Genomic DNA, 20,680 nt, shown 5'->3' with positions numbered 1-20,680 from the left:
TTTATAGCAATGATTGGGTGTAACTCTCTTCGAAAATAAGAAAATTAGAATCGAACAGATTCCTCATTCTTACTTTTAGGATGCAAAACTGTGATATTTTTATTTCTATTAAAAATAAAATAAGAAAGTATTATAAGAACAGTAACAAACATTGTTAAAAATGCTTGTGAACGTAAAGTATCAATTGCGAACATCGCAACTAAAACTGCTATAATAGCAGCAATTGTAACATACGTTACATACGGAAAAAGCCACATTTTCACTTTCAAATTTTGTTGTTCTACTTTCCCCATTTTTTTACGCATCTTTAAATGCGAAACTGCAATAACGAGATAAACTAGTAACGCAATCCCGCCAGATGCATTCACTAAAAACAAAAAGACTTTATCTGGAGAAATGTAACTAAACACAACTCCAATATAAGCGAAGAAAGTTCCAAATAAAACCGCTCGAACGGGAACACCACTACTGTTCAATTTTAAAAATGACTTTGGAGCATCTCCTCTTTCTGCCATTGAAAAAAGCATTCTTGAATTTGTATATAAGCCTGAATTTAAGCAAGAAAGTACAGCTGTTAAAACGATAAAATTCATAATTTGTGCTGCCGCTGGTATTCCTATATGTTCAAGTACAGCTACAAATGGACTTTTTAATATGTTTGCTGAATTCCATGGCAGTAGCGTGACAACTACCGCTATAGACCCAATAAAAAATACAAGAATACGCCAAATCACACTGTTTGTTGCTGTTTTTACTGCTTTTACAGGTTCTGCAGATTCACCTGCGGCTACTGCTACAATCTCTGATCCCATAAATGAAAATATAACAACAGTAATTCCAAGCAGGACCGAACTTATACCGTTTGGCATAAATCCACCTTGTCCAATTAAATTCGAAGTGCCGGGTGCTTCTGTTCCTGGAACAAATCCTAAAATAACAGCAAGACCTAGACAAAGGAACAAAACAATACTTATTACTTTAATAAAAGAAAACCAATATTCAAACTCTCCAAATGATTTCACCGAAAAAACGTTCGTCAGCGTTAATAAAATTGTTAATATTAAACTTAATAACCAAAGCGGTATTTGTGGAATCCAATATTGGATAATACCAGCACCTGCTGTGGCTTCTATTGCAATAACAATTACCCAAAAAAACCAGTATAACCAGCCTATTGTATAACCCGCCCAAGGACCAATCGCTTCTCTTGCATACGTTGCAAATGAACCACTTGTCGGATTAACAGCTGCCATTTCTCCTAGCATTCTCATGACGAAAATGACTAGAAGTCCTGCTAATGCATATGAAACGATAGAACCTGGTCCTGCCGAATGTACAACTGCACCACTTCCAACAAACAAACCAGCCCCTATTACGCCGCCAATTGAAATCATTGTAATGTGGCGTATTTTGAGGTCTTTCTTTAGATTTTTATCCAAATCTTGTACATCCCCTTCCAAACTAAATTTTGAAACTTATGTAAGAGTACTGTGCGAAAGATTTTGTCCTATACTTTAAAATATATCAAAATATTCTGAATTTAACAATTGCAATTCAACCTTCTTCAAAAATTATTACATTAGGTTTAATACTTTCCCATACACAATTGTTGAGAAAATTATAGTCCCCTTACAATAGAAAGAATTTTCAGATATTATTAAATAAACAAGATTATACATCTAGACAACTTTTTGTATAGGAGTGTTGATATGTTAAACAAGTTCAAATTTTTTTGTTGTATTTTAGTAATGTTCTTACTTCTACCGCTATCCCCTTTCCAAGCACAAGCAGCAAACAATTTAGGTTCAAAATTACTCGTTGGATACTGGCATAATTTTGATAACGGTACTGGCATTATTAAATTAAAAGACGTTTCACCAAAATGGGATGTAATCAATGTATCTTTTGGTGAAACTGGTGGTGATCGTTCCACTGTTGAATTTTCTCCTGTGTATGGTACAGATGCAGAATTCAAATCAGATATTTCTTATTTAAAAAGTAAAGGAAAGAAAGTAGTTCTTTCAATAGGTGGACAAAATGGGGTCGTTTTACTTCCTGACAATGCCGCTATGAATCGTTTTATTAATTCCATACAATCTCTGATCGATAAATACGGTTTTGACGGAATAGATATTGACCTGGAATCAGGTATTTACTTAAACGGAAATGACACTAACTTCAAAAACCCAACTACCCCTCAAATCGTAAATCTTATTTCAGCTATTCGAACAATCTCAGATCATTATGGTCCAGATTTTCTATTAAGCATGGCCCCTGAAACAGCTTATGTTCAAGGCGGATATAGCGCATATGGAAGCATATGGGGTGCATATTTACCAATTATTTACGGAGTGAAAGATAAACTAACATACATTCATGTTCAACACTACAACGCTGGTAGCGGGATTGGAATGGACGGTAATAACTACAATCAAGGTACTGCAGACTACGAGGTCGCTATGGCAGATATGCTCTTACATGGTTTTCCTGTAGGTGGTAATGCAAATAACATTTTCCCAGCTCTTCGTTCAGATCAAGTTATGATTGGGCTTCCAGCAGCACCAGCGGCAGCTCCAAGTGGTGGATACATTTCGCCAACTGAAATGAAAAAAGCTTTAAATTATATCATTAAAGGAGTTCCGTTCGGAGGAAAGTATAAACTTTCTAACCAGAGTGGCTATCCTGCATTCCGCGGCCTAATGTCTTGGTCTATTAATTGGGATGCAAAAAACAACTTCGAATTCTCAAATAACTATAGAACATATTTTGATGGTCTTTCCTTGCAAAAATAACAAAGTAAAACTATAATTAGCCCCCATCAATCGGACATTTATGGGCAATCAATGCAGGATAAAAACAACAATAGGACCCTTTATAGGTCCTATTGTTGTTTTTTATTTATGAAAATTACTTTGTCACATCTAAAGTTTTAAGAAACTGTTTTCCATCGCCCAACATCGCACGTTCCTCCGAATCATATTGTTAAATATTCTAGTCACTCTTTTGCTTCAACACAAAAACTGAAAGTTCAGGTACACTACAAAATCTAACAGGCATCCTAGTAGTCCCAATACCACGATTTACATATAAATATAACTGCTTACTCTTCCCCTCCACTTCATACATACCTTCAACATAACTCTCAGCTAGTTTGGTAGTAATTAACGGACCTACAAAAGGGATTTTGACTTGTCCTCCGTGACTATGTCCTGACAGTTGAAGATCAACTGGGTAACGATTTATTTTGGTTACAACATCCGGCTCATGTACTAATAACATGTTGAAATCATTTTGTTTCAAGTTTTTTAAAGTTGAATCTATTTTCGGCTTCCCTAATAGAAAATCATCCAAACCTGATATTGTAATATATTTGCCGTTTTCCACTTTAATTTTCTGCACTTCATTTACTAATACAGAAAAACCAGCTTCCTCCATATATTTTTTGTAAAATAAACTACCGCCCCCGCCCCTATCATGATTCCCAAACACAGCATATTTCCCTAAGGGAGCATAAATTTTCTGCAAAATAGCCTTCGCTCCCTCTCTTTCTGCACTATAAGAACCAAATTTATCTATTAAATCTCCGGTAAAAACTACTATATCTGGATGTAATTCATTCATCTTCTCCACCAAATGTTCAAGTTGCTTCAATGTAAACTCTGGCCCTAAATGTACATCTGAAAACTGTAATATTTTTTTATTATTAAATTCTTTAGGAATTGCAGAAGCTTCTATTTCATTCCATGTAACTGTTACGAGTTTTCGTTCTATTTCTGTCGCATAATAATACAAACTTACTAGTATCATTAATATACTTATAAAACTAATAATAAATATCTTTACGATTGATTTTTTTCGTTCTTTTTTTACATGATTCGTATTCATGTTTTCACCTCTAGAAACACTTTAAATCCTTATTGTTACATTAATGTGACAACATGAACAATGTTATTAATATGTAATTTCCTCCCTATTCACTTTGACAATTTTATACAGAAGTCATACCATATTTTTATAATACATATATTTTCGAATCTTTTTCTATTCATTCCATCATTTTATTACGGAGGGGTTATTCATGTCTGTATTTACACCAGAAGAAATTACGGAACTTGCTGCGAATTCCGGAAGGAAAAAAGCTCATTTATCATTACTCCCTATGCTAATTCTCAGTTTTTTTGGCGGTGCTTTTATCGCATTAGGGTATTTACTCGATATTCATGTTATTGGAACAATGCCAAAATATTGGGGATCATTTACTAGTTTTCTAGGCGCTGCTGTATTCCCTATTGGTCTTATTCTCGTTATTCTTGCAGGCGGTGAACTAGTAACTGGTAACATGATGACAGTTTCTATGGCTTGGCTTCAAAAGAAAATTACTTTATTTCATTTCATACGAAATTTAGTTATTGTTACGTTTAGCAATTTCATAGGGGCTGTATTTGTAGCCTACTTTTTCGGCCATATCGTCGGCTTAACTGAAGGAGCTTTTTTAGCGAAAACTATTTCTATCGCTCAAGCGAAACTACAAGATACACCATTGCAAGCATTTATTTCTGCAATCGGATGTAATTGGCTCGTTTGTTTAGCTGTTTGGCTCAGTATGGGAAGTAAAGAATTTATCGGAAAGATTATCGGTATTTGGTTCCCAGTTATGACTTTTGTTGCAATTGGATTTCAACACGTTGTAGCAAATATGTTTGTCATCCCAGCCGCAATTTTTGCCGGTCATTTCACTTGGGCTGAATATTTTCCAAACTTTATTTTTGTTTTCTTTGGAAATTTAGTAGGAGGTATGTTATTTGTAGCACTACCTTACTTCATATCTTATAATAAGAAACTATCTTCTTATCAAGAGAAGACTGAAATGAAGAACAAATCTCTGTCGGCTTAAATAGAATGTCTATAAAGAACCCTAAAAATATTACAAATTTCATTTTTTTTGCGAATATATGTACGTACACTTGTTCTCGAATGTTTTATACGTTATAATAACAACTTAAATAGCATTATTTACATATGAGGTGAAAAACATGAACAAAACAGAATTAATTAAAAACGTAGCACAAAATGCTGAGATTTCTCAAAAAGAAGCTACTGTAGTTGTACAAACTGTAGTAGAATCAATCACTAACACTTTAGCTGCTGGTGAAAAAGTACAACTTATCGGATTCGGTACATTCGAAGTTCGCGAAAGAGCTGCTCGTACAGGCCGTAACCCACAAACTGGTGAAGAAATGCAAATCGCAGCTTCTAAAGTACCTGCTTTCAAAGCTGGTAAAGAACTAAAAGAAGCTGTAAAATAATGAAAAAATATCCTTCTCATTTATGAGAAGGATATTTTTTCATAACATAATTAATAAAAATCTGACCATTATGCTGTTTCTTTTGTTCTTTTATGCAAATAAAATCTTTACTTTCAAAAAAAGGTTTTGCGGTAATGCTCGCCTCTGTATATATCTCCCTATGTCCCAAGTTCACTGCTTCTTTTTCTAACTTCTGTAGTATGTATGAAGCGACTCTTTTCCCTTGATAATCTTTATGCGTAAATAAACGATCTACGTAACGATCATCGTTATAATCCCCAAACCCCACAATCATACCTTTATGATCCGCTACATAGCTAATATTCTTTTCTAAAGACTGTAACCAATTTTCTCTATCTAGTCGCTCCGGTGCCCACGCCTGTAGCTGTAACTCATTATAATCTTTTGCATTAACCGTATGAACTGTTTCATAGAACAATTGTAATACTTGATCTAAATCTTTTTTCTGGAATGTTCTAATTATAATATCTTTTAACATATATAAGTCTCCTTACCAAACTACCTCTTAACTTTTCTACTACATACGATTCTATATTTCTGCTTTATTATATCGTTTTAATTTCTATACGAACAAAAAAACAATACTTATTCAAGTATTGTTTTTTAATTCTATTCAATTACTTAATGTAGCTTTTTAAGGTTTTAATTTAACTCTTTGTAATCGTAATGCATTTAATACAACGGATACAGAACTAAATGCCATCGCTGCTCCAGCAACCCAAGGGGCTAAGAAACCTAATGCCGCAATTGGAATTCCTAACGCGTTATAAGCTAATGCCCAGAATAAATTTTGTTTAATATTTCTTATCGTCATTTTACTCATAAATATCGCATCAGCAATACTATTTAAGTCACCGCGGATTAACGTTATATCCGCTGCTTCCATCGCTACATCCGTTCCCGTTCCAATTGCCATACCAATGTTCGCTGTAGCAAGAGCAGGAGCATCATTTATCCCGTCTCCAACCATCGCTACTTTCTTACCATTTGCTTGCAGTTTTTTCACTTCTTCTGCTTTTCCTTCTGGCAATACTTCTGCAATTACGTGATCAATACCAACTTGCTTTGCAATTGCCTGAGCAGTTTGTGTATTATCTCCTGTAATCATCACAACGTCTAGACCCATTTTTTTCAGTCTTGCGATAGCTGCTTTTGAAGTATCTTTCACAGTATCTGCAACGGCAACTATACCAGCATATTCTTTATCGATTGCAATAAGCATTGCTGTTTTTCCTTCTCGTTCTAGCGCTTCCATTGATTTAGAAACTTCTTCAATATCAATATTGAATTTCTTCATTAATCGACGTGTACCAATTAATAAGTGTTTTCCTTCTACAACTGATTCGATACCAAATCCCGGAATCGCTTCAAACGTTTCTGAACTTTGGATATCAATTTTCTTTTCTTTAATTCCTTCTACAATCGCTTCTGCAAGCGGATGTTCAGAATTTCTTTCTGCTGCCCCTACTAATCTAAGCAGTTCATTTTCATTGAATCCATCTGCTACAATTACATCTGTTAATACCGGCTTCCCATTTGTCACTGTACCCGTTTTATCTAGAATAACCGTATCTAATCGGTGCGTTGCTTCTAAATGCTCTCCACCTTTAAATAAAATACCATACTCAGCCGATCTTCCTGATCCTGCCATAATAGATGTAGGCGTTGCAAGACCTAATGCACATGGACAAGCAATAACAAGTACTGCTATCATTTTCTCAAGTGCTCCGCCAAAATCACCAGGTGTAACAAATATCATCCATACTGCAAATGTGATAATCGCAATCACAACTACAACCGGTACGAAAATACCTGAAATTTGATCTGCTACCCTTTGAATAGGAGCTTTTGAACCTTGTGCCTCTTCTACTACTTTAATAATTTGAGCTAATGCAGTATCTCTTCCTACCTTAGTTGCTTTCACTTTTAAAAATCCATTTTTATTTATTGTCGAACCTATTACTACATCCCCAATTGACTTATCAACAGGAATACTTTCACCCGTTAACATCGATTCATCAATTGCTGACTTTCCTTCTACAATCTCACCATCTACTGGTATTTTTTCACCAGGCTTTACATAGACGATATCACCAGCTACTACTTCTTCAATCAAAATTTTTATTTCTGTTCCATCTCGCACAACTGTAGCTGTCTTCGCTTGTAAACCCATCAATTTTTTAATTGCTTCTGATGAGCGCCCTTTTGCTTTCGCTTCAAATAATTTACCTAAAATAATTAATGTAATAAGTACCGCACTCGTTTCAAAATATAAATCTGTCATATGTTCCGAAGAACCAATAGATTGAATACTTAAATATACACTATAGAAGTACGCGGCCGACGTTCCAAGCGCCACGAGAACATCCATATTAGCACTTTTATTGCGTAACGCTTTATAAGCCCCAACATAAAACTGTCCACCAATGATAAATTGAACAGGAGTTGCAAGTGCTAGTTGCACCCAAGGGTTCATTAACATATCCGGTAAATAAATAAATGACGTAAATGAGAAATGACTAACCATTGCCCACAATAATGGGAAAGATAAAATAAACGAAATAATAAACTTCTTCTTTTGTCTTTCAATTTCTTGTAATCGATGATCAGTTGATGCATCTTGATCATCTGGTTTCACTTCTAATTTATATCCTAGCTTCGTAATCGCACTCTTCATTTCATTTACATTAACTTCATCAGGGTTAAAGTCTACTGTGGCTGATTCTAAAGCAAAATTTACTGTCGCCTTGTTCACACCATCTAACTTATTTAAACGCTTTTCAACTCTATTTGCACATGCTGCACATGTCATTCCTGAAACAGTAAATTCAGCTTTATCACTTACAATTCCATATCCTAATGATTCAACTTTTTCTTTAAATTGTTGCGGATTTGTTTTAGTTGGATCGTACATTATTTTTGTTTTTTCAAGCGCAAAATTTACATTTGCCTCATGAACACCTTCTACTTTTTTTAGACCTTTTTCAATTCTATTTGCACATGCCGCACATGTCATTCCTGATATTTGAAGATTGGCCTCTTTTTTTTCATTCATGTCTCTCACCTCTATATACCCTTATGAGGTATAATGATTAGCAAAATAAATCGTACTTCATTTAAAGTACGATTTATTTCCATATCTAAAAATAATTATTGAACATCGTATCCTTGATCTTCGATTACAGCAACGATATCTTTTAATGTTACAGCAGACGAGTCGATAGTAACTTCAACAGTTCCTTCTGCTAATTGAACCTTCACTTGTTCAACACCGTTTAGCTCTTTCACACTGCTTTCGATAGCATTTACACAATGTCCACAAGACATACCTTCAACCTGTAATGTTAACTGTTCCATTTAAAATCCTCCTCTTGTTTATTCATTGTTTGTTAATCACAATTACATCTTACCATACCCCCCTAAGGTAATCAATGGTTTTGTATCATGATTTTTCAATTATTTTCTAAAAGTTTATTTTACACACACTTTTTCACTACAATACACCCAAATCCAATATGAGGGTAAACAAAAAAACAAGCCAGTTAAATACTAGCTTGTTTTTACGCTTTTGAAAAACGTTCAAATACTGTCATTAATTCTTCAATTGCTTCGTCACCATTTCCATTTTTAATAGCTCCTGAAACACAATGACTCGTATGATTTTTGAGAACGCCCATTCCTACTTTTTTCATCGCTGCATTAATCGCTGAAATTTGCACTAAAATATCTACGCAATAACGATCATTTTCAATCATGTTTTGAATACCGCGGACCTGTCCTTCAATTCTCTTTAATCTATTTATAATCTGTTCTTTTTCTTTTTCTGATCTATGTGTTACTGCTTCATGCTCTTTATGATCCATATTATCACCTTCTTAAAGTTTCTCTTCATCCAATAAAACAATTGTTTTTTATGAGTATACCAATTATAGCATTAAATATCTACGCATGATACCCCATAAGAGTATATTTACACTTTATGATTATTCTTAACAACGCATTAGCTTCTTAATCTCAATTTTCAGTATACCCTTTCCTTTTTGTCAAAAAATCATTATATCTCTCATCAAAATTCAATAAAGTGAAACAAGAATAAGCGGAGATTACCCGCCCCCGCTTATTCTTCGTCTATAATGTTTTAATTTAAATTTTCAGATATTTAACCCGAGAATTTTTTCTTTCCATATATAATTATTGCTGATCACATACTTTTGTATCATTCACTACTGAAGTTCCTTCAACGGTTACCGTATGAAAACAGTCATTTACTCGAACTGTCACAACATTATCTTGCCGATCAATGATATGATATTCATTAAAATTTTTATTTAGAGCACTGCGAATTTGTTCTCCTTCATAAATTGGAATGCCATGTGATAGAACCCAAATAAGTCCAGCGATAGCAAGAATAGTTTTCATACGATCTACCTCCTTGGGAATATAGTGAACTTTTCATCCATACTTTTTCAGCTCTACAAATCATGATCGGAATAAACCAAGCCTTTTTGGAAATAAGTTCATTTCGTCTATTTTATGTTTATGCTAATTGTGACCGTTTTGTGACAACTTTTTGTCTCTTTAGACGAAAAGTTGAAACAAAACTTTCGAAAAGGACAATTCTACACATTAAAAAAGGTTATGGAATGTTTCATCCATAACCTTTTTTCCTATACGTAACTAATAAACCTCAATCCTTTACTTAAAGACGTCGGCACAACAGATGCATGATTCTCCCCTTCAGCTTCATAAAACTTAAATTTAAGTTTATCGTGGTTTACTTGGAGAAGGCGCTCTGATAATTCATTTGCACCTACAACCATATGCTCTCGTTCAAGTGATCCAACTGTAAGGAACACTCCTGTTTCAAACTTAGCATTGTTTAATTCATGTATAAGGTTCTCTTCTTTTTCAAGAACGGATTTATTATTCCACCATATAGATGGACTACTAATAAAATAATTTTGAAAAGCGTTTAAGTTTGTAAATAGTATATGCAAAGCAAATAGTCCACCTAAAGAATGTCCAAATAACGTTTGCTTACTTTTATCAATCTCAAAATTCTTTTCAATTTGTGGTTTCAGTTCTTCTTCAATAAAAGTAAAGAAATTATGTGCTCCTCCTGTTTTAGGCCACGGTTTACCGTCTGGTTTTAAAGGGGCATCTTTTGAAATTACGCTAGGCGTAAAATCATAGCACCTTTCTTCCCCTGAAAATGCGCCTTCAATCGGATAACCCACTCCAACTATAACAGCTGGTGAAACACCAGTTTTTTCCGCTCTTACTGATTGTATTTTAACTGCTTCATGAAATGTTTGAAAAAAGGCATTGCCATCTAATACGTAAATAACGGGATATCCTGAATCCGGTGCTGGTTGCCTCGGCTTTGAAATATGAATTTGATATTCCTTACCTTCTAATTTTGAATACATTTTCCACTGCTCTGTATTAGATGTTATAATCTGCTGTTTTTCAATTATAGTATTCACCCTATCCCCCCCTTTTAACTTGTTACATATATTTCGATTTTTTCTTCTTGAGATACAACGCTATCATAACCGAAACAAACAGGAGCCCCATTATACGGATCAATCATGACACGCGCATCAATATGAAATACTTCTTTTAACACTTCATTTGTAATGATTTCTTCTGGGCTACCAGTTGTAACAATTTCGCCTTCCTTCATTGCAATAATTTCATCTGAAAACCTTGATGCATGGTTAATATCATGTAATACCATAACAACCGTACAATTATGTTCTTTATTTAACTTCTCCACAATTTGTAATACATCTAATTGATGAGACATATCAAGGTATGTAGTTGGCTCATCTAATAGCAAAACTTCTGTCTCTTGTGCTAATGCCATCGCTAGCCATACCTTTTGTCTTTGACCACCTGATAAATTTGCAATTTGTCTCGTTCGAAATTCAGAAGTTTTCGTTATATCTAATGCCCAATCAATCATTTCTTTATCTTTTGTCGTTAACTTATTTACGTTATTTCGATGTGGATAGCGTCCATAAGAAATTAATTCTTCCACTTTAAGCTCACCTGGTGCAATTGGAGTTTGCGGGAGTAAAGCTAACTGCTTCGCAATTTCTTTCGTTGGAATTGTATGTAAATCCTGTCCTTGCAAATATACTTTACCGCTTTTTTGTTTTAAAATTCTTCCCATTGTTTTTAACAATGTCGATTTACCGCAACCGTTTGGACCTATAATTGTCGTTACTTTTCCTTCTTGTATTTCCACATTTAAATCGCGAAACACTGTAAGCTTTTCATAACTTGTTTCTAAATTTTTTGCACTTAAAATACTCACTTTTATTCCTCCTCTTACGCTTTCGCCTTATAAAGTAAATATAAGAAATACGGTACACCGACAATAGAAATAACGATTCCAACTGGTAGCTCTACAGGTGTAAAAACTGTTTTCGCAATAAAGTCTGAAGCAATTACAAGAAACATTCCGATTACGCCGCACGTAGGAATTATATACTTATGTTGAATACCGACAAGCCTTTTCGCTATATGCGGTGCCATTAAGCCAATAAAACCGATACTCCCTGAAACAGCAACACATGCGCTCACAAGCCCGATACTACTTAATAGTAAAATCGATTTCTCTCTTTCTACTGAAACACCTAAACTTGTAATACTCGTTTCTTCCAATTGAAATAAATCTAATAAATAAGCTTTCTTTTGTATAAGCGGAATTAAGATAATAAGCCATGGTAACATAGCCACAATATACTTCCAGTTTGCACTATATATGCTTCCAGACACCCACACTGCGGCCATTTCAAAATCAGTTGACTTCATTTTGAGTGATAAGTACATAGAAAAGGCTCCAAATCCTGATCCAATTGCAATCCCTGTTAATAAAAGTCGCTGCGAATCTAATTTACCGTTTTTCCAAGAAAACAGATAAATGATGATAGCTGCACCTAATCCGCCTACTAAACCAAACATTGGCATCATCATAATAGAAACCCAGTCTGTGCTTTTTAATTGCCCTTGAAAGAAAAACATAAAAATGACAATCGCTGTTCCTGCTCCGGCATTTACGCCTAAAATACCTGGGTCCGCCAACCCATTTCTCGTAATCCCTTGAATAACGGCACCTGCAACACCAAGGCCTAATCCTACTAATCCAGCAATTACGATGCGCGGAAGGCGAAACTCAAAAATAACTAAATCATGTTCTGGTACTGGATCAATTCTAAACAGTGTTTTAAATACATCTGTAATCGTAATGTCGAACGTACCATTTGTTAAACTAATATAAATAGCACATAGTATTAAAAATATAATAATCCCCATCGTCATTCCGAAACGTTGACTTGAACTTTTAAGCATGTCTCTCTCCTCCTCTAGTACGGATTAAATAAAGGAAGAAAGGAATTCCAATTAAAGAGGTAACGACTCCAATAGGTGTTTCAAATGGATAGTTTACAAATCTACTCAAAACGTCACATAACGCTAAGAAAATGCCACCAATAACACCTGCACATGGCAAAATCCACTTATAATCTACCCCAATTATAAAGCGCGTAATGTGCGGAATAATTAAACCTACAAAACCAACTTTCCCCACTAAAGCAACTGCTGTTCCTGTTAAGAAAATTACCGATAAAATTGCCATCGCTTTAACTAGTTTTGTACGTTGCCCTAAATTAATAGAAACCTCTTCGCCTAATGAAAGAATGGTAATAGATTTTGATATTAACAATGCTAAAATTATTCCAATTATCCCAAACGGTATCGTGATTTTAATGATATTAGGATCTACTTGATCTAACTTTGCATTAAACCAAAAACTAACATTTTGAGAAATTTGGAAATACGAAGCCATTGCAGCCGATACACTACTTAAAAATGTTCCAATAACTGTTCCTATAATCGCTAACCTAACTGGTGATAAGCCATTTTGAAGGAGCGAACCAAAACCAAACACGATACCGGCTCCTAGTGCAGAACCAATCATTGAACATACAACCATACCAATTGATGACATTCCCGGAAGAAAAATCATGCTAAGTGTAATAACAAAGGCAGCGCCATCCGTCACACCCATAATAGAAGGGGATGCAAGATAGTTTCTTGTCATCCCCTGCATAAGTGCTCCTGATATGGCTAGAAATGCTCCGACTAAAAGAGCTGCAACTACCCTTGGTAAACGTGAAGTAATAATAATATTATGATTTACATCGCTTGAATCAAAATGAAATAATGCGTTCCACACTGTTTCAGCGTCAATACTTTTTGCCCCATACAAAATCGAAAGTATAATTGTAAATAAGATGAGTATGGGTGCTATACATAATATAGTTACTGGTACTGCATTTGTTTTCTGCATATCATTCAACGCACCTTACTTATTGTATTATTTAGATAAATTTTTCACGGCTTCTTTTAAGAATGCTGTTTTACTCCAAGCTGTACCACCTTGTGCCATTGGATCTACAACATTTACAAATACTTTCTTTTCCTTCGCAGCATTCATACTTTGCCAAATTGGATTACTTTCAATTTCTTCTAACACTTTCGGGTTTTTATTTTCACTTGCCTCATATTGTAAGAAAATATAATCTGGGTTAAGTTCAGCAAGTTTTTCAAATGAAATTTTCTCTTGTGCTTTTACAGTTTTCAATTGTTCTGGAGCAGTTAGTCCAAGATCTTTATAAATTACAGGGTTGAAGTATACTCCTTCTGGATATAGGAATAATTCATTTGCTCTTAGTCTTATGACAAGTACTTTTTTATCTTTTAACTTATCTCCTAGTTTTGCTTTTGCTTTTTCAGCGTCCGAATTGTAATCCTTAATAATTTTTTCTGCTTTATCTTTTTTACCAGTTAATTCTCCCATTAACTTTAAGTTATCTTCCCAATTTGTTGAAACGTGTGATACCGGGAATGTAGGAGCTACTTTCGTAAACTTTTCAGCTGTTTCTGCTGGGAATTTCGTACTCGATGTAATAACATCTGGTTTTAATTGTAGTAATGTTTCGAAATTGGGTTGCATTTTCTCACCAACAGATTTAGCACCTTCTAACTCTTTTTCAAGATATTTTGGTAATTTACCACCTACAGTAATGGCACCAACTGGTTTAATTCCAAGTACTGCCGCATCTTCCATTGACTCTAAACTAGCTGTCGCAATTTTATCTACTTTTGCTGGCACTGTATACTCTTTACCTAAATATGTGATTTTTCTTTTTTCATCTTTTTTCGTTTCCGTAGCTTTTGTCTGTTGTTTTTGCTCGCCTGAAGTTTTATCCGCACTATTACATGCCGCTAAACCTACACTTAAAACTGTAACCATCCCTAAAGTAAATAATTTCTTGTTCATCTTTATATATCTCCTCTCGAATTTTCAAACTATATTCTCAATAAAATTTAACTATATGAACCTTGTCCCATATATATATTTCATTAGATTAATAATTTTATCCAGAACTCATTCCCGTTCACTTCCCCTAGACTATAATTCTTTTACGCCTTCATCACTTGATAATCATTTTCACTGATAATGATTATCGTTACTAAGTATATATTTAATATGAAATTATTTCAAGAATGATTTGAAAAATTTTAACAAACTGAATTAAAAAAAGAAGTATCTCCCTAATATTAGGGAGATACTTCTTTTTTTTAGAAATTTATATGTAATTCAACTGGACAATGGTCTGCCCCCATTACTTCACTATTAATTTTCGCTTCTGTTATTTGGTCTTTCATTCTTTCCGAAACAACAAAATAATCTAAACGCCATCCGATATTTTTCGCTCTCGCGCCCATACGATACGACCACCACGAGTATGCACCTTCTTGATTAGGATAAAGGTAACGATATGTATCAATAAATCCTTCTTCTAAAATACATGAAAATTTCTCTCGTTCCTCATCAGAGAATCCAGGATTTTCACGATTACTTTTCGGATTTTTCAAATCGATTTCTTTATGAGCAACATTTAAGTCTCCACAAAAAATAACTGGTTTCTTCTCATCTAATCGTTTGATATAGGACCTGAAATCATCTTCCCATTTCATTCTGTAATCTAATCGTTCTAATCCACGTTTTGAATTTGGTGTATATAACGTTATCATGTAAAAATCTTCGAATTCTAAAGTAATAAGTCGCCCTTCTTGATCATGCTCTTCAATGCCTAAACCATATGTAACTGAAAGCGGTTCTTTTTTCGAAAAAATAGCAGTTCCTGAATATCCTTTTTTCACAGCATAATTCCAGTATGTATAATATCCCTCTAAATTTAAATCAATTTGCCCTTCTTGTAATTTAATCTCTTGTAGACAAAATATGTCAGCACTTGATTCCTCAAGATATTCCAAAAATCCACCTTTTGCGATAACAGCTCGCAAACCATTTACATTCCATGAAATTAACTTCATTTATAGTCCTCCTCTTGATGTTTATTTCCAAATTTCATGCTATCACAAAATAGAAAACAATCATATTTTCACCTTTGTAATCTTGCTCTTACATTTATGAATACATACATACGCACTTTATTCAGGTTATACTAATTTCAGAGGTGATGTTCTATGCACAATGAAGGAGTTACATTAACAAATGAGTATTGGCAAGCAATTATTCATAATGATTCTTCCTATGATAGCAAATTCTTTTATGCTGTGAAATCAACTGGAATCTTTTGCAGACCATCATGCAAATCAAGAATACCGAATAGAAACAATGTACGAATTTTTCATCATGCAGAGCAAGCATTAAGTGAGAACTTTCGCCCGTGCAAACGTTGTAAGCCAAATGGGATCACTTTACCTAATGAAGAGTGGGTAGAACAAATTAAAGACTATATCGAAAAGCATTATGACGAATCCTTAACTCTCGACATGCTTGCGGAAATGTGTCACGGTAGCCCTTTTCATTTACAACGTACTTTCAAAAGAATAATAGGGTTAACTCCTATAGAATATATACAACAATTCAGGGTTCTTAAAGCAACCGAATACCTTTTACACACAAATCAATCTATTAAAGAAATTAGTACTGCTGTCGGGATAGAAAACCCAGAGTATTTCGCAACTTTATTTAAAAAGAAAACCGGATTTACTCCTACTGAATATCGAAAAAAGAACGAAATGAAAGAGGGATACGATAATGAATTCCTACAAAAATAATTATATATATTGGACGCTACTTACACATAAAAATTGGCGATTTCATATTGCTGCAACTGAAAATGGACTATGTTTCATTGGATCACAAGACGAAAACTTTGAAGAATTAAATATATGGGCTAGAAAAAAACTGCCCCAACATATATTGACCCATAGTCCAGATTACTTGCAAATATATACGCAAGAAGTTATCGAGTATTTAGAAAACAAGCGAGAAACTTTTACATTTCCTATCGATGCTTATGGAACTAATTTTCAATTATCTGTTTGGAATACGGTACGTGAAATTCCTTATGGAAAGACATATTCTTATACAGAAATTGCTGAAAGAATTCAAAAACCTAAAGCTGTGCGCGCCGTTGCTTCTGCTATTGCTGCTAACCCTCTTCTTATCACCATTCCTTGTCACCGCGTTATTGGGAAGAATGGGAAACTAACCGGATTTAGGGGTGGATTAGAAATGAAGAAAAAATTGCTTACATTAGAAAAGTTGCAGGTGGAATTCATATGACAGCAGAATATAATAGCGTATTATCTATAGCAGTTCCAAAAGAATTTTGTTTCCAAGAAAATTTACGTTATCTATCACGTTCTAACAATGAATGTATGTTCCATATTGAAGATAACAAAATTTATAAAGTTATCTCTGTTCAAGATGTAAATCCTTTAGTTGAAATTAGTGTGAATACAGATGGCAATATTCAAATACATTGTTTAGAAGAATCATATACATCTGAAAAATCGATACGTGAAGCTGTAGCTAACTATGTAAAAGAATGGTTTGATTTAACTACTGATTTAGCTCCCTTTTATACATTAGCTAAACATGATTTACTCCTTCAAGGACCAATTGAACAATATTACGGCCTTCGTACTTTAGGTATTCCAGACTTATTTGAGGCACTTTCCTGGGGAATTATCGGTCAACAAATTAACTTAACATATGCTTATACGCTAAAAAGAAGATTAGTTGAGCAATTTGGAAGTTATGTAGAATGGGACGGTAGAAAGCATTGGATATTCCCATCACCTGAAACAATTGCAAATCTACATGTAGAAGATCTCCAACAATTAAAAATGACGACTAGAAAATGTGAATATTTAATCGGTATTGCGAAGCTTATTACAGAGAGAAAACTATTAAAAGAGGATTTACTGCAAACACAAGATGTAAAGGTTGCTGAGAAACAATTAACTGCTATCCATGGTATAGGGCCATGGACTGCCAACTATGTTTTAATGCGTTGTTTAAGATTTCCTTCGGCTTTTCCAATTGATGATGTTGGTCTGCATAATGCAATTAAATTTATAACAGGTTCCGAAAATAAACCGACAAAAAATGAAATAAAAGATTTCGCGGCAAACTGGGCTAATTGGGAGTCTTATGCGACTTTTTATTTGTGGCGAGTACTATATTAAAAGAACCAAGTAGCACATTCGTACTACTTGGTTCTTTTTTAAGCTTGCTCCTCAAAACGTCTTGCAATTTCCACAATAACTTGAACAGCTTTTTCCATAGTATCTACCGAAACATACTCAAATTTACCGTGATAGTTTTCACCACCAGTGAAAATATTCGGCGTCGGTAATCCCATATATGATAATTGTGATCCATCTGTGCCTCCGCGAATCGGATGAATATTTGGTTCAATGTCTAAACTTTTCATTGCTTCATATGCAATATCAACAATTTCTCTTACCGGTTCAATTTTTTCAAGCATGTTATAGTATTGATCATTCATTTCTAAAACGACTGCATCTTCGCCATATTTTTCTTGCATAGTCTTCACAATATTTTTAACGTTATTTTTACGTGCCTCAAAATTTTCACGATCAAAGTCTCGAATAATATAATACGCTTTACTTTGCTCAACATCACCATTTAAAGAAAGTAAATGATAGAATCCCTCATAGCCTTCTGTATATTCTGGCGCCTCTTCTACTGGTAAATACCCGTTAAACTCCATAGCCAGTTTAGTAGCATTGCGCATTTTATTTTTCGCTGTTCCAGGATGTGTATTCGTTCCGTTAAACGTTAACTTAGCACCTGCAGCATTAAAACTTTCATACTCTAAACCACCTAATGGACCTCCATCCATCGTATAAGCGAATGATGCACCAAACGCTTCTACATCAAAATGCGCTGGCCCACGACCAATTTCTTCATCCGGTGTAAATGCTACTCTTATTTTCCCGTGCTTAATTTGCGGATTATGTATTAAATGGTTCATTGCAACCATAATTTCTGTAAGACCAGCTTTATCATCTGCTCCTAGAAGTGTTGTACCATCAGTTGTAATAATGGTATGTCCTTTATATGATGGTAATTCCGGGAACTGCTCTGGTGTTAACACAACATTTAGCTCTTCATTTAACGTAATTGCATTACCATCAAAATTTTCATGAATTTGTGGTTTGACGTTTTTCCCTGTAAAGTCTGTTGCCGTATCTAAATGGGCTAAAAATCCGATTACAGGAACATCCTTGTCCGTATTAGCTGGAAGTGTTGCCATTACATAGCCATTATCATCCATCGTTACTTCTGTTAAACCAATTTCTTTTAGCTCTTCCACTAATAACTTACCAAACTCAATTTGTCCTGGTGTTGTTGGTACTGTATGACTTTCTTCATTTGATTGCGTATCAATTTTTACATATCTCGTAAATCTTTCAATAAGTTCTTGTTTCAAGTTCATTCACTCCCTTTTATGTTCCTCCCTCCATTATAATCCTTAAAACGAAATATTTTAACTTTTTTGACTGTGAAGATGTATATTTCATTTACATTGTTAACACTTTTACATAACAAAAAGAAAATTAGTGAACATATTTAAAGTACAGCTTAATACAAATAAATTCACCCTATTTACGACTCTCATCGCAAATAGGGTGTTTCTGTTTTTATCTCGCAATTTAAGAATATATACTACTCATTTACAATAAAAGTATATACATCATCATAAATACAGCCATTTACTTTAATCACATACTTCCCAGGTTTATTAAAACTAATTGTGTATTTATTTAACTGAATTGCTTCTTTATCTCCAGAAAGAATATCAATGCTTCTGCCACTTAATACATACAATTCATTTAGATTCATCGTTACATCAATTGTATTGAAATTTTCTACTTTCACTTGCTGTGCTTCCGCAACGCTTACACTTGGTTCTAAAAACAGTAATCCACTTAATCCAATCGTCCCCGCTAAAGCAACTCCCGCAAACTTTTTAATCTGTTTCATTACAATGACCTCCTTATAGATTTTACGTAAAGGCAATGTCCTCCCTTACACCACAAAGCCTATATGTAATGAAATGAAAAGTAAACGGGGACTGTAAGACAAAATTCTACATCTTTTTCTCCTATTGAATATAAATCCAACGTTTGGAATTTTGACACATTTAAAATTGTTTCCCTAAACCAATTTCTCCATAATTTATTCAAAGACTGAATAATTACTTATTTATTTAACATTCTAACAATAGTTGATAAAGATGCTTTCTATTCAAAAAAAGACTTTGCTATAAAAATAACTTTTACAACAAAATCCATGCAACTAATTTTATTCAGCTTTCCATAATCTCTCTACATTCATTAATTGTTCTTCTTTAAATTCCATCTTATATATATCCGGTTTTGACGTATTCATTAAAAATTCAAAACCATATTGTTTATCAAAATAGTTCATCATTAATGTCATGACAAGCCCATGTGTACCAATTACAATTTTGCATCCTCGAAAATCCATTAAGATTTCTTTTAATACTTTCACTACTCTTCTCTGGCAATCTGCATATGACTCTCCTTCCGTTCGTGCAAAGTCCGGATTAGAGAACATCTTCTGTACAAGTGGATACACCTCTTTGTCTGATATAACCTGATCCTCACTTGAAAACATACACTCTTTAAGATTTTCATATACTACTATTTCTTTTTCATGGAAATTAGCTGACTCCTCTATCGTTAGCATAGCCCGATTATAAGGACTGGAAATAAAAGTATCAATCCTCTCCGCTTTTAATATGTCAGTTACTCTACGGGCATCCATATGTCCCCTCTCAGTTAATCCACGCATTCTTTCATTTCCTTCTAGTTTTGGTGATTCACCATGTCTAACCATATAAATATATGTGCTCATAATTTCTCCTTAAAATTTTTTATAAAGTGAAACTTTAATCAGCCCTCAC

Annotated in this window: 22 protein-coding genes; 6 read left to right on the top strand and 16 right to left on the bottom strand. The window is 34.1% G+C overall.

Going from position 1 to position 20,680, the window contains the following annotated elements; translation table 11 throughout:
* Positions 1-44: 44 nt before the first annotated feature.
* A complete protein-coding gene (gene gabP, locus ACTFRM_RS18950; protein ID WP_000360111.1) occupies positions 45-1,439 on the bottom strand; it encodes a GABA permease in 1,395 nt (464 codons plus the stop codon).
* A 270-nt stretch (positions 1,440-1,709) separates the two neighbouring features.
* On the opposite strand from gabP, the gene ACTFRM_RS18945 reads away from it, so the two are divergent.
* Positions 1,710-2,792 carry a chitinase gene (locus ACTFRM_RS18945; protein WP_088362770.1) on the top strand — a complete coding sequence of 361 codons (1,083 nt, stop codon included), beginning with the start codon at positions 1,710-1,712 and terminating at the stop codon, positions 2,790-2,792.
* Positions 2,793-2,991: 199 nt separating this feature from the next.
* On the opposite strand, the gene ACTFRM_RS18940 is transcribed toward ACTFRM_RS18945, so the two are convergent.
* Positions 2,992-3,885, bottom strand: coding sequence for a metallophosphoesterase (locus ACTFRM_RS18940; RefSeq protein WP_134208217.1), 894 nt, complete (start codon positions 3,883-3,885; stop codon positions 2,992-2,994).
* 193 nt (positions 3,886-4,078) lie between these two features.
* Between ACTFRM_RS18940 and ACTFRM_RS18935 the strand changes: the two genes are divergently transcribed.
* Positions 4,079-4,894, top strand: a complete 816-nt coding sequence (locus tag ACTFRM_RS18935) for a formate/nitrite transporter family protein (protein WP_173600400.1) — start codon at positions 4,079-4,081, stop codon at positions 4,892-4,894.
* Between the two features lie 139 nt (positions 4,895-5,033).
* Positions 5,034-5,306: an HU family DNA-binding protein gene (locus ACTFRM_RS18930; RefSeq protein WP_001043904.1), complete on the top strand. Its 273-nt coding sequence runs from the start codon at positions 5,034-5,036 to the stop codon at positions 5,304-5,306.
* A 16-nt stretch (positions 5,307-5,322) separates the two neighbouring features.
* Here ACTFRM_RS18930 and ACTFRM_RS18925 read toward each other — a convergent pair whose 3' ends face one another.
* From ACTFRM_RS18925 to ACTFRM_RS18875, 11 genes are all read right to left on the bottom strand, one after another.
* The gene (locus ACTFRM_RS18925) at positions 5,323-5,805 is read right to left on the bottom strand and encodes a GNAT family N-acetyltransferase (protein ID WP_000910167.1); all 483 of its coding nucleotides are present in this window, start codon (positions 5,803-5,805) and stop codon (positions 5,323-5,325) included.
* A gap of 156 nt (positions 5,806-5,961) precedes the next feature.
* Positions 5,962-8,382, bottom strand: a complete 2,421-nt coding sequence (locus ACTFRM_RS18920) for a heavy metal translocating P-type ATPase (protein WP_001003179.1) — start codon at positions 8,380-8,382, stop codon at positions 5,962-5,964.
* A gap of 95 nt (positions 8,383-8,477) precedes the next feature.
* Positions 8,478-8,684, bottom strand: a complete 207-nt coding sequence (gene copZ / locus ACTFRM_RS18915; protein WP_000436973.1) for a copper chaperone CopZ — start codon at positions 8,682-8,684, stop codon at positions 8,478-8,480.
* Between the two features lie 203 nt (positions 8,685-8,887).
* Positions 8,888-9,190, bottom strand: a complete 303-nt coding sequence (locus ACTFRM_RS18910; protein ID WP_000349637.1) for a metal-sensing transcriptional repressor — start codon at positions 9,188-9,190, stop codon at positions 8,888-8,890.
* Positions 9,191-9,518: 328 nt separating this feature from the next.
* Positions 9,519-9,746 (bottom strand): hypothetical protein, encoded by a 228-nt coding sequence (locus ACTFRM_RS18905; protein WP_000849103.1) that lies wholly within the window; start codon positions 9,744-9,746, stop codon positions 9,519-9,521.
* A 248-nt stretch (positions 9,747-9,994) separates the two neighbouring features.
* A complete protein-coding gene (locus ACTFRM_RS18900) occupies positions 9,995-10,813 on the bottom strand; it encodes an alpha/beta hydrolase (RefSeq protein WP_078420766.1) in 819 nt (272 codons plus the stop codon).
* 14 nt (positions 10,814-10,827) lie between these two features.
* Positions 10,828-11,649: an ABC transporter ATP-binding protein gene (locus tag ACTFRM_RS18895; RefSeq protein WP_000025766.1), complete on the bottom strand. Its 822-nt coding sequence runs from the start codon at positions 11,647-11,649 to the stop codon at positions 10,828-10,830.
* Positions 11,650-11,663: 14 nt separating this feature from the next.
* Entirely contained in the window at positions 11,664-12,686 is a 1,023-nt protein-coding gene (locus ACTFRM_RS18890) for a FecCD family ABC transporter permease (RefSeq protein ID WP_000920450.1), read from the bottom strand.
* Positions 12,679-13,686 carry a FecCD family ABC transporter permease gene (locus ACTFRM_RS18885; protein ID WP_173600399.1) on the bottom strand — a complete coding sequence of 336 codons (1,008 nt, stop codon included), beginning with the start codon at positions 13,684-13,686 and terminating at the stop codon, positions 12,679-12,681. The genes ACTFRM_RS18890 and ACTFRM_RS18885 overlap by 8 nt, the downstream gene beginning before the upstream one ends.
* Before the next feature lie 27 nt (positions 13,687-13,713).
* Complete coding sequence (locus ACTFRM_RS18880; protein WP_001035506.1) at positions 13,714-14,679, bottom strand: iron-hydroxamate ABC transporter substrate-binding protein; 966 nt, start codon at positions 14,677-14,679, stop codon at positions 13,714-13,716.
* Positions 14,680-14,981: 302 nt separating this feature from the next.
* Positions 14,982-15,740 (bottom strand): exodeoxyribonuclease III, encoded by a 759-nt coding sequence (locus ACTFRM_RS18875; RefSeq protein ID WP_173600398.1) that lies wholly within the window; start codon positions 15,738-15,740, stop codon positions 14,982-14,984.
* Positions 15,741-15,893: 153 nt separating this feature from the next.
* Between ACTFRM_RS18875 and ACTFRM_RS18870 the strand changes: the two genes are divergently transcribed.
* The 3 genes from ACTFRM_RS18870 to ACTFRM_RS18860 are packed head-to-tail and all read left to right on the top strand — an operon-like array spanning position 15,894 to position 17,909.
* Positions 15,894-16,490: a bifunctional transcriptional activator/DNA repair enzyme AdaA gene (locus tag ACTFRM_RS18870; RefSeq protein WP_000551322.1), complete on the top strand. Its 597-nt coding sequence runs from the start codon at positions 15,894-15,896 to the stop codon at positions 16,488-16,490.
* The gene (locus ACTFRM_RS18865) at positions 16,471-17,001 is read left to right on the top strand and encodes a methylated-DNA--[protein]-cysteine S-methyltransferase (RefSeq protein ID WP_001089840.1); all 531 of its coding nucleotides are present in this window, start codon (positions 16,471-16,473) and stop codon (positions 16,999-17,001) included. The genes ACTFRM_RS18870 and ACTFRM_RS18865 overlap by 20 nt, the downstream gene beginning before the upstream one ends.
* Positions 16,998-17,909 (top strand): DNA-3-methyladenine glycosylase 2, encoded by a 912-nt coding sequence (locus ACTFRM_RS18860; protein ID WP_000123523.1) that lies wholly within the window; start codon positions 16,998-17,000, stop codon positions 17,907-17,909. The genes ACTFRM_RS18865 and ACTFRM_RS18860 overlap by 4 nt, the downstream gene beginning before the upstream one ends.
* A 38-nt stretch (positions 17,910-17,947) precedes the next feature.
* Here ACTFRM_RS18860 and pepT read toward each other — a convergent pair whose 3' ends face one another.
* The 3 genes from pepT to ACTFRM_RS18845 form a co-directional block, all read right to left on the bottom strand.
* The gene (gene pepT, locus ACTFRM_RS18855) at positions 17,948-19,180 is read right to left on the bottom strand and encodes a peptidase T (protein ID WP_000807014.1); all 1,233 of its coding nucleotides are present in this window, start codon (positions 19,178-19,180) and stop codon (positions 17,948-17,950) included.
* A gap of 236 nt (positions 19,181-19,416) precedes the next feature.
* Positions 19,417-19,734 carry a hypothetical protein gene (locus ACTFRM_RS18850; protein ID WP_000809495.1) on the bottom strand — a complete coding sequence of 106 codons (318 nt, stop codon included), beginning with the start codon at positions 19,732-19,734 and terminating at the stop codon, positions 19,417-19,419.
* Positions 19,735-20,055: 321 nt separating this feature from the next.
* A complete protein-coding gene (locus ACTFRM_RS18845; RefSeq protein ID WP_000109179.1) occupies positions 20,056-20,631 on the bottom strand; it encodes a histidine phosphatase family protein in 576 nt (191 codons plus the stop codon).
* Positions 20,632-20,680 lie beyond the last annotated feature (49 nt).

Origin of the sequence: Bacillus cereus group sp. MYBK227-1 (genome assembly GCF_051916325.1) — a bacterium.
Classification (GTDB): domain Bacteria; phylum Bacillota; class Bacilli; order Bacillales; family Bacillaceae_G; genus Bacillus_A; species Bacillus_A cereus.
The sequence above is the reverse complement of the archived record's forward strand: the minus strand, read 5'-3'. Positions and strand labels throughout refer to the sequence as shown.